Source organism: Pseudomonas sp. HMSC066A08, from assembly GCF_001813025.1.
GTDB classification, from domain to species: Bacteria; Pseudomonadota; Gammaproteobacteria; order Pseudomonadales; family Pseudomonadaceae; genus Pseudomonas; species Pseudomonas aeruginosa.
The window spans coordinates 542358-551367 of the sequence record NZ_KV811305.1 but is presented as its reverse complement, the minus strand read 5'-3'; the positions used below and the strand labels follow the sequence as shown (position 1 = coordinate 551367).

The 9010-nt window shown below is 65.6% G+C and carries 9 protein-coding genes; 3 read left to right on the top strand and 6 right to left on the bottom strand.

Going from position 1 to position 9010, the window contains the following annotated elements; genetic code table 11:
• Nucleotides 1-125: 125 nt before the first annotated feature.
• Nucleotides 126-1331: an NAD(P)/FAD-dependent oxidoreductase gene (locus tag HMPREF2886_RS18970; protein WP_033968060.1), complete on the bottom strand. Its 1206-nt coding sequence runs from the start codon at nt 1329-1331 to the stop codon at nt 126-128.
• Nucleotides 1332-1589: 258 nt separating this feature from the next.
• Here HMPREF2886_RS18970 and HMPREF2886_RS18965 point away from each other — a divergent pair, with 258 nt between their 5' ends.
• Both HMPREF2886_RS18965 and HMPREF2886_RS18960 read left to right on the top strand, forming a co-directional pair.
• Nucleotides 1590-2114 (top strand): RrF2 family transcriptional regulator, encoded by a 525-nt coding sequence (locus HMPREF2886_RS18965; RefSeq protein ID WP_003090553.1) that lies wholly within the window; start codon nt 1590-1592, stop codon nt 2112-2114.
• 169 nt (nt 2115-2283) lie between these two features.
• Nucleotides 2284-2784 (top strand): acyl-CoA thioesterase, encoded by a 501-nt coding sequence (locus tag HMPREF2886_RS18960; RefSeq protein ID WP_033975397.1) that lies wholly within the window; start codon nt 2284-2286, stop codon nt 2782-2784.
• 27 nt (nt 2785-2811) lie between these two features.
• Here the strand turns inward: HMPREF2886_RS18960 and HMPREF2886_RS18955 are convergent, their stop codons facing one another.
• The 5 genes from HMPREF2886_RS18955 to HMPREF2886_RS18935 form a co-directional block, all read right to left on the bottom strand.
• Nucleotides 2812-3138, bottom strand: a complete 327-nt coding sequence (locus HMPREF2886_RS18955) for a thioredoxin family protein (protein ID WP_009313971.1) — start codon at nt 3136-3138, stop codon at nt 2812-2814.
• Between the two features lie 80 nt (nt 3139-3218).
• The gene (locus HMPREF2886_RS18950) at nt 3219-4322 is read right to left on the bottom strand and encodes a DUF1615 domain-containing protein (protein WP_039026839.1); all 1104 of its coding nucleotides are present in this window, start codon (nt 4320-4322) and stop codon (nt 3219-3221) included.
• Nucleotides 4323-4435: 113 nt separating this feature from the next.
• Nucleotides 4436-5329, bottom strand: a complete 894-nt coding sequence (locus HMPREF2886_RS18945) for a helix-turn-helix domain-containing protein (protein ID WP_023089235.1) — start codon at nt 5327-5329, stop codon at nt 4436-4438.
• 170 nt (nt 5330-5499) lie between these two features.
• Nucleotides 5500-5781, bottom strand: coding sequence for a XapX domain-containing protein (locus HMPREF2886_RS18940; RefSeq protein ID WP_003101509.1), 282 nt, complete (start codon nt 5779-5781; stop codon nt 5500-5502).
• 56 nt (nt 5782-5837) lie between these two features.
• Complete coding sequence (locus HMPREF2886_RS18935; protein ID WP_003090561.1) at nt 5838-6518, bottom strand: hydrolase; 681 nt, start codon at nt 6516-6518, stop codon at nt 5838-5840.
• Between the two features lie 608 nt (nt 6519-7126).
• On the opposite strand from HMPREF2886_RS18935, the gene HMPREF2886_RS18930 reads away from it, so the two are divergent.
• Nucleotides 7127-8965, top strand: a complete 1839-nt coding sequence (locus tag HMPREF2886_RS18930) for an amidohydrolase (RefSeq protein WP_003101513.1) — start codon at nt 7127-7129, stop codon at nt 8963-8965.
• The last annotated feature ends 45 nt before the right edge of the window (nt 8966-9010 follow it).

Here is a 9010-nt window from a genome sequence, read left to right as displayed (position 1 = left end):
GCGGATAACCGCTTCGCGGTTATTCGCCCTACCGGAGGCCAGGCATCCGCGCGCCGCGACATCCCTCTACGCCGCACGGCACCCTCTCCGCCTGCGGGAGAGGGTTGGAGTGAGGGAAAATCGCCCTACGCCACCACCGGAATCAGCGGGTCGGCCGCCGCCAGCGCCACGGCGCGGTCCGCCGCCGGCGGGTAGATCCACACGCCATTGATCTCGCTCTTGATCTTCTTGCCCTCCTCTCGCACGAACCGCACCTGGCGGTCCCAACCCTCGGTGAACACCGCGCCCCAGCCGCCGAGATCGAGACAGGTCACGTATTTCACCTGGCTGTAGGGAATCGGCTCGACGCCGAGCAGGTCGGCGGCCACGTTGTTGCCGGCCGAGCGACCCAGGGCGATGGCGTGCTGGCAGGTCATCAGGGCATGGTTGCCGAGGTCGTCGGTAGCCGCGCGGGCCACGTCGCCGGTGGCGTAGACATCGTCGAGACCGAGCACCTTGAGGTTGCGGTCGACATGCAGGCGACCCTGGGCATCGCGCTCGCCCGGAATCTGCCCGGTCAGCGTGCTGGCCCGCACGCCCACGGTCCAGACCACGGTCTTCGCCTCGATCCGCTGGCCGTCGTCGAGCGTCACGCCCTCGGCATCCACCGCCGCCACCGAACGCCCCAGGCACCACTCCACGCCCAGTTCCGCCGAGGCCTCGGCGATCAAGCCGCTCAGGTCCGCGCCCAGCGATGCGCCGATGGCGGCGCCACGGTCGACCACGATCACTCGCAGCGCCGCTTTCTCGCCGAGGATCGCCCGCAGGCGCGCCGGCATCTCGGTGGCGGTCTCGATGCCGGTGAAGCCGCCGCCGGCGACCACCACGGTGTTGCGTGCCGGCGAATCCGGCAAGTCGCGCAGGGCATGCAGGTGTGCCTCCAGGCGCAGGGCATCTTCCAACTGATCGACATCGAAGGCCGCGTCGATGCCGGCGACACTCGCCGGACGCCACACGCCGCTGCCGGCCGCCAGCACCAGGCGGTCGTAGTCCAGCTGCGCCGGCGTGCCCTCGGCATCGCGGTATTCCACTCGCTTGCCGGCCACGTCGATGCGCTGCGCGCTGCCCTGCACGAAACGCACGCCGACCGCGGCGAACAATTCGCCCAGCGGCGCCGCCATGCGCTGCACGTCAGGCTCGTAGAAACGCGGGCGGATGCGCAGCTCGGGCTGCGGCGCGAGCACCGCGACCTCGACGTCGTCGCGGCCCTGGCGGTCGAGCTGGCGCACTGCGCTCAGCGCGCTCCACATGCCGGCGAATCCGGCACCGACGATCAGGATACGTTGTTTCATTGGGGGCTCCTGGAGGGAAAGGACGGGATATCCGGAGAAAGGCTTCTCCGTAACTACGACTATATTTGTCGTAGTTACGGAGATCAATCCCCGAAAAGCGCTCCGGCAGGCAACCTCCCCTCGCCATGAAAGAGAGGAAAAGACGGCGAAAACATACGGAAAGGATCGGAGATAGAGCGCTTCGAGGCGGAAGGCCTGTTCTTGTGAGCGACCTGAAAACCGCGCAGAATATTGCGAATATTTCTGTCGGAGTTAGTGATGGCTCTCTATAGCGCCGGCGTCGAATACGGCATCCACTGCCTGTTGTTCCTCGCCGACGAGAAAGGCGACAGCCGCGAGTCCAGCGTGCGCACCCTCGCCGAGTTGCAGGGCGTGCCGCCGGAACTGCTGGCCAAGGTCTTCACCCGCCTGGCCAAGGCCGGCCTGGTGGCTGCCACCGAAGGCGTGCGCGGCGGCTTCCGCCTGGCGCGGCCGGCCAACGAAATCAGCGTGCTCGACGTGGTCCGCGCCATCGACGGCGACAAATCGATCTTCGAATGCCGGGAGGTCCGCGAGCGCTGCGCGATCTTCGAAGGCAACCCGCCTTCCTGGGCGACCCGCAACACCTGCTCGATCCACGCGGTGATGCTCACCGCGCAGAAGCGCATGGAAGAAGCGCTGGCCCAGCAGACCATCCTCGACCTGGTACGCCGGGTGGGGCGTATCGCGCCGCCGGAGTTCGGCGAAGAAGTGCTGCGCTGGATGGATGCCAGCCGGGAAGGACGCGGCGGCTCCCGCGACTAGCCTTGGCGCATACGGAGCGGCACCGCAAGCCCGTTTCGCGGAAAACACCATTGTCGACTGCGGTGCTAATCGCGCCGGCGTTTCTCCCTACCCTATCGCCAGATGCCGCCGCAGAGCGGCCGCCGGCCCACTGCAATGGCCCGTGAACAACTTGCGTGATAGGTGAACGATGGAACCTGGCAGCTACCAACTGACCATGAGCGTGCTCATGACCCCCGACAAGGCGAACTTCTCCGGCAACGTCCACGGCGGCGCGCTGCTCAAGCTCCTCGACGAAGTGGCCTTTGCCTGCGCCAAGCGCTACGCCGGACGCTACGTGGTGACCCTGTCGGTGGATCAGGTGATCTTCCGCGAGCCGATCCATGTCGGCGAACTGGTGACCTTCCTCGCCTCGGTGAACTACACCGGGCGCACTTCGATGGAGGTCGGGGTGAAGGTAATGACCGAGAACATCCACGAGCGCACCGTGCGCCACACCAACAGTTGCTTCTTCACCATGGTGGCGATGGACGACCAGCGCCGGCCGGTGGCGGTGCGTCCGCTGGAACCGGAGACCGCGATCGAGAAACGCCGCTACGCCCAGGCACTGGCCCGGCGCGAGCAGCGCAAGCTGATGGAACTGCGCTACCAGGAGATCCGCGAACAGGTGGATCACGCGATGTCGGCCTGAACACCGCCCGGCCCGCGGGCCGGATCCTCAGCCCTCGCCGACCAGGCTCTCGAACGCTTCTTCCAGCACGCTGGCGCTGCCGGGGCGGACCACCCGCGCCACCTCCCGGCCGTCGCGAAGAAAGACGAAGGTCGGCCACAGCTTGACCTGGAACGAGCGCCCCAGGCGGCGCCCGGGACCGTCCTCGACCTTCAGGTGGCCGACCTCCGGATAGTCGTCGAATACTTCCGCCAGCAGCGGCTGGGCGGCCTGGCAATGGCCGCACCAGTCGGTACCGAACTCCACCAGCGTCGGACCGGCGAGCCGGTCCAGTTCGTCGCGCGCCGGTGCCTCGGCGCTGTATCGGGTCTTCATATGCTGCGTCTCCATGTATTTGACTGGCAGGACGGCAGACTACCGCGGCGGCGCCAGGTTCGGCCCGAGCGACGATGGTCTCAGCGCTTCCCCACACGCGCCATGCAGCGCTGGTAGCGTTCGTCGACGCGCTTGGCGAACCAGGCGGTGGTCAGTTTGCGGGTGATCTTCGGGCTCTCCAGGGTGATCCCCGGCAGCACGGCGCGGGGCAATGTCTTGCCGGTGGCGCTTTCAGCCAGGGCGAAGACCTTGCGGTACAGCGCGCTGTCGGCGAACTCCGGGCTGTCGCCCTGCTCCAGCGCCCGGCGGATCGCCGCGTCGCTCATGTCCAGGCGCTTGCCGAGGCTGCGCACGGCCAGCTCGGTGGAGCCCGGCGTGCGCGTGCCGTAGCGGATCAGATCGCCATCCAGCGCCAGCGGAATCCCCGAGATGCGACTCACCGCACTCTGGAACGCGGCGTTGCGACTGGCATACCAGCCGGCGTTGAAGTCGGCGAAGCGGTACAGCGGCGCCGGGTAGTCCGCCGGATAGCCAAGCAGGTGGGCGATGCCGAAATACATGCCGCCGCGCCGGCTGAACACCTCGCGGCGGATGCTGCCGTCCAGCGGATAGGGATAGCCGTCCGCGTGCTGCTCGGCGAAAGCGATGCTGACCTGCATCGGCCCGCCGGTGTGTACCGGATTGAAGCCGCCAAACAGCTTGCCGCCCATGGGCACGATGGCGATGAAATCGTCGAATGTCTCGCTCAGTTCCTTCTCCGTGCGCGCCGCGGCCAGGCGCTGGCTGTAGGTGCGGCCATCGGGCGACTTGATACTCAGCGCCGAGCTGACCAGGAACGCCGGCACGTGCAGCTTGCCGGCGCGGCGCTCGACCTCGCGGGTGGCGATCCTGCCCAGGCCGGCCACCGGCGGGTCGACCTGGTAGGTGGACTCCTGCTCGGTCACCGCCAGCACCGCACAGAGATTCTCATCGCTGGGGTAGATCTGCTGGGCGGAAAAGGCCGCGTAGATATCGCGGGCCCAACCCTGGCGATCGCGCACCGTGGCCGGCATCAGGCGGACGATCTTCGCCCGTACTTCGTCGGGGTTGGGCGGCGGCGGCTCCGCCGACCGCGAACTGCACCCGGCCAGCGCCAGGAGCATGAGCAACCCCGTTACGCCGCGACCCTGGCGTACTGCTTTCATCTGCGATTCCCTGTTCCGTTGCGAAGTGGGCGGCCGGTGGCGACCGCCGAAGCCAGGGCATTCTAGCCGAGCATCCGGCGGCTTCCGTACCGTCCGTCACGCACGGTCGCGGTTCAGAGCGCTGCGTCGGTGCGCTGCCGCTTGACCCGACGCCAGGTCGAGGGCGAGGCGCCGGCCAGCCGGAGAAAGATCCGCGAGAAATGCGGCTGGTCGGAAAAGCCGCAGGCGACGCCGATCTGCGACAGCGGTTCGTCGCTGCCCAGCATCAGCTCCTTGGCCCGGTCGACGCGCATGCGCATCAGCCATTCGTGGGGCGAAACACCGGTGCTGCACTTGAAGGCCTTGGTGAAATAGCTGCGCGAGAGCCCGCACTCCTCGGCCAGGCGCGCCACCGACACGCCCTCGGCCAGATGCCCGGCGATCAGCTCCTTGGCCCTGCGCAATTGCCAGGGCGCCAGGCCCTTGCCGGTGCAGGCCGGGACCTGGGTCGAAGCGAAGCGACCCTGAACGTGGGTCAACAGCGCCAGCATGACCTGTTCGATGAACAGCTCGTTGCGCTCCCCCGCCCTGGCGAAACTGGGCAGCAACGCCAGCGCCAGGTGATAGACCACCGGATCGTCGACACCGATGATCCGCTCCGGCTCGGCGGACGCGCGTTGCCCTTCTTCGTAGAGAAACTCCTTTATCGAAGCGCGCGGCAACATGAAGCGGACATTGTCGTAAGTTGTCCGGTGCTGGCACTTTATTTCATCGCCAAGATAGGCGATGGAGATACTTTTCCGCGGATGACCGCCATCGAAAACCAGTTTGTTTCCATTCCAGAGACGATGGGAATTGAAATCGCGCAACTGAACGATGACGGAAAACGAATCGGCACAAGGAATATGGATCACCTTGTCCGGATCGGGAGTCGCCTCACTGTTGCGAATCAAGGCGTACCCTTCTCCCCTTATGATGTTCCCTGGCGTGGATTGGTCGCCCTTTGTTCTGTCTATGGCAACAGTCATGACTCCCCCCTGATTCCATGCGCCTGATGATCTCGTGACACTTTTCTCTCGACGCGAAAAACGACGCACGAAAGCTCCCCCAGAGATTAATCCGAGGGAGCCGTTCCGGGGAAATCTAACCGACGAAGATAACTACCAGATTACTGCGCTGTTACTCGATGATATAACGCTCAACCCTTTTCCTTTTCCGACGGGCCAGCGGCCTGGTCGAGGCGATGCCGACCCGGTAGTTGTCCCAGCACATGGCCGACCGAACCCGCCTTGTCGCAGGCCGAGGCGAACGCGCAACCGCCGAGCAATTGCTTGCCGACCGGGATGACCTGCTCGCCGAGCAGGATGCCGAGCAACCCCACCAGCGCCACCAGCGGCGGAGCCGGCGAACGCACCTGCAGCAGGCTGTAGACGATCCCCACCAACAGTCCGGCGCCCAGCGACAATACGTAGAGCTTCATCTTCGTTCTCCTTCGCGGCCGTGCCGCCCGGCGGGCCGGAGCGGCACGGCCGGCATTCACTTGGCCGGATTCGGGCCGATGCGTTCGCCGTGGGTCACCCGCTCGGGCGCCTTGTGCACCATGGTGTAGGCGTAGTCCACGCCCATGCCGTAGGCCCCGGAATGCTCCTTGGCGATGGCCATCACGGCGTCGTAGGTATCCCGGCGGGCCCAGTCGCGCTGCCATTCCAGCAGGACCTGCTGCCAGGTCACCGGTACCACGCCGGCCTGGACCATGCGGTCCATGGCGTACTTGTGGGCGTCGCTGGAGGTGCCGCCCGAGGCATCGGCCACCATGTAGATCTCGTAGCCGCCCTCGAGCATGGCGCAGAGGGCGAAGGTGGTGTTGCAGACCTCGGTCCACAGCCCGGCGACCACGACCTTCTTGCGGCCCGCGGCGGCCAGCGAGTCGCGCACGTTCTGGTCGTCCCAGGAGTTCATCGAGGTGCGTTCGAGGATCTTCTGCTCGGGGAACACCGCCAGCAGCTCAGGATAGGTCGGGCCGGAGAAGCTGTCGGTTTCCACCGTGGTGATGGTGACCGGGATGTCGAATACCTTCGCCGCCTTGGCCAGGCCCACTACGTTGTTCTTCAGCGTCTGGCGATCGATGGACTGTACGCCGAATGCCATCTGTGGCTGCTGGTCGATGAAGATGATCTGGCTGTTCTGCGGAGTTAGAACTTCGAGATAGTGGCTCATGATTGTTTCCTGACAACGAACGATGAATTCCAGCTGTTGCGCACAACAGCACGCGGGCCAACAGATAATTTCCCGTGGCCGGCCAGACTATGAATCATGAATGTTGGAAAAAACAAACTTTTCGAGAAAATAAATAACTGAACTGCGGCCCTGGATAAAGTTGAACGGCGATATTCAAAACATTCGACACATCCATACAAAAAGCGCACACAGAGACAATAAAAAAAGGATTACCAGCTAGCAGAATCGACAGTCCGCCCTATAAGAAATACCCCATGAATTTCAGGATATGTCACGCGCCTTACTTGCTATCGATTACCAGCAAGTTGCGCTTGCAGGAGGATGCGTCATTCGGGAAAACCGCTCTTTCGTCCCGTACGTTTCCCGCCGCCGCACCTATCCTGTCCGGTGGCCTCTCTCGCCGCCGCCCTCGCTGACCGATTCCGCCCCGCTGCCAGGAGCACGCCATGAGCCACGATCCGCCGAGCAAGGACCGCCGCCAGTTCCTCACTACCAGTTCGGTGCTGGGCGCCGCCGGAGTCCTGTGGTCCGCCCTGCCCTTCGCCAACGCCGCCAGCCTTTCTCCCGCAAGCAACCCAGGAGGTTCCATGACCGCCGACCTGATCCTGCACAACGGCCGCTTCCACACCGTGGACCGCGACAACCCCACCGCCACCGCCGTGGCGATCAAGGACGGCAAGTTCCTTGCCGTCGGCAACGACGCCGAGGCGATGCTCCATCGCGGCAGCGCCACCCAGGTGATCGACCTGCAGAAGCGCACCGTGATCCCCGGTCTCAACGACTCGCACCTGCACCTGATCCGCGGTGGCCTCAACTACAACCTGGAGCTGCGCTGGGAAGGCGTGCCCTCCCTGGCCGACGCCTTGCGCATGCTCAAGAACCAGGCCGAACGCACGCCCAGCCCTCAGTGGGTGCGGGTGGTCGGCGGCTGGAACGAGTTCCAGTTCGCCGAGAAGCGCATGCCGACCCTGGAGGAATTGAACAAGGCCGCGCCGGACACCCCGGTGTTCGTCCTCCACCTGTACGATCGCGCCCTGCTCAACCGCGCCGCCCTGCGCGTGGTCGGCTACACCAAGGACACGCCCAACCCGCCCGGCGGCGAGATCGTCCGCGACAGCAGCGGCGAACCCACCGGCATGCTGATCGCCCGGCCCAACGCGATGATTCTCTACGCCACCCTGGCCAAGGGACCGAAGCTGCCGCTGGAATACCAGGTCAACTCCACCCGCCAGTTCATGCGCGAACTCAACCGCCTCGGCCTGACCAGCGCGATCGACGCCGGCGGCGGCTTCCAGAACTACCCGGACGACTACCAGGTGATTCGCGAACTGGCCGACCAGGGCCAGCTCACCGTGCGCATCGCCTACAACCTGTTCACCCAGAAACCCAAGGAAGAACTCGCCGACTTCAAGAACTGGACCGGCAGCGTCAAGTACGGCCAGGGCAGCGATTTCTTCCGCCACAACGGCGCCGGCGAGATGCTGGTGTTCTCCGCCGCCGACTTCGAGGACTTCCTCGAACCGCGCCCGGACCTGCCGCAGACCATGGAGCAGGAGCTGGAGCCTGTGGTCCGCCACCTGGTGGAGCAGCGCTGGCCGTTCCGCCTGCACGCCACCTATGACGAATCGATCTCGCGGATGCTCGACGTGTTCGAGAAAGTCGACCGCGACATTCCGTTCAACGGCCTGCCCTGGTTCTTCGACCACGCCGAGACCATCACCCCGCGCAACATCGAGCGGGTGCGGGCGCTCGGCGGCGGCATCGCGATCCAGGACCGCATGGCCTTCCAGGGCGAGTACTTCGTCGACCGCTACGGTGCCAAGGCCGCCGAGGCCACGCCGCCGATCCAGCGCATGCTCGCCGAGGGCGTGCCGGTGGGTGCCGGCACCGACGCCACCCGGGTCTCCAGCTACAACCCCTGGACCTCGCTGTACTGGCTGGTCAGTGGCCGCACCGTCGGTGGCATGGCCCTGTATCCGCAGGGCCTGCCGAGGGAAACCGCGTTGCAGCTGTTCACCCACGGCAGCGCCTGGTTCTCCAGCGAGCAGGGCAAGAAAGGACAGATCAAGGTTGGCCAGCTCGCCGACCTGGCGGCGCTGTCGGCGGACTTCTTCGGCGTCGAGGAAGAGGCCATCAAGTGGATCGAGTCGGTGCTCACGGTGGTCGACGGCAAGGTCGTCTATGCCGCCGCCGAGTTCGACAAGCTCGGTCCGCCGGCGCCGCCGGTGCTGCCGGACTGGTCGCCGGTGGCCAAGGTACCCGGCCACTGGCGGCAAGGCGCGCCGCTGACCGCCCAGGTCCACCAGTGCGTCGGTGCCTGCGCGGTACATGCCCACGAGCACAACCGCGCGCGCCACTCCAACGTACCGGTGAGCGATTTCCAGGGCTTCTGGGGCGCATTCGGCTGTTCCTGCTTCGCTTTCTGACGTACCCGGGCGGGCCCTTCGCGGCCCGCCTCGCCCGGAGTTTTC

Coding starts and splice junctions, on each gene's coding strand:
- HMPREF2886_RS18970 (WP_033968060.1), bottom strand. CDS start 1,331: ATGAAACAACGTATCCTGATCGTCGGTGCCGGATTCGCCGGCATGTGG.
- HMPREF2886_RS18965 (WP_003090553.1), top strand. CDS start 1,590: ATGGCTCTCTATAGCGCCGGCGTCGAATACGGCATCCACTGCCTGTTG.
- HMPREF2886_RS18960 (WP_033975397.1), top strand. CDS start 2,284: ATGGAACCTGGCAGCTACCAACTGACCATGAGCGTGCTCATGACCCCC.
- HMPREF2886_RS18955 (WP_009313971.1), bottom strand. CDS start 3,138: ATGAAGACCCGATACAGCGCCGAGGCACCGGCGCGCGACGAACTGGAC.
- HMPREF2886_RS18950 (WP_039026839.1), bottom strand. CDS start 4,322: ATGAAAGCAGTACGCCAGGGTCGCGGCGTAACGGGGTTGCTCATGCTC.
- HMPREF2886_RS18945 (WP_023089235.1), bottom strand. CDS start 5,329: ATGACTGTTGCCATAGACAGAACAAAGGGCGACCAATCCACGCCAGGG.
- HMPREF2886_RS18940 (WP_003101509.1), bottom strand. CDS start 5,781: ATGAAGCTCTACGTATTGTCGCTGGGCGCCGGACTGTTGGTGGGGATC.
- HMPREF2886_RS18935 (WP_003090561.1), bottom strand. CDS start 6,518: ATGAGCCACTATCTCGAAGTTCTAACTCCGCAGAACAGCCAGATCATC.
- HMPREF2886_RS18930 (WP_003101513.1), top strand. CDS start 7,127: ATGACCGCCGACCTGATCCTGCACAACGGCCGCTTCCACACCGTGGAC.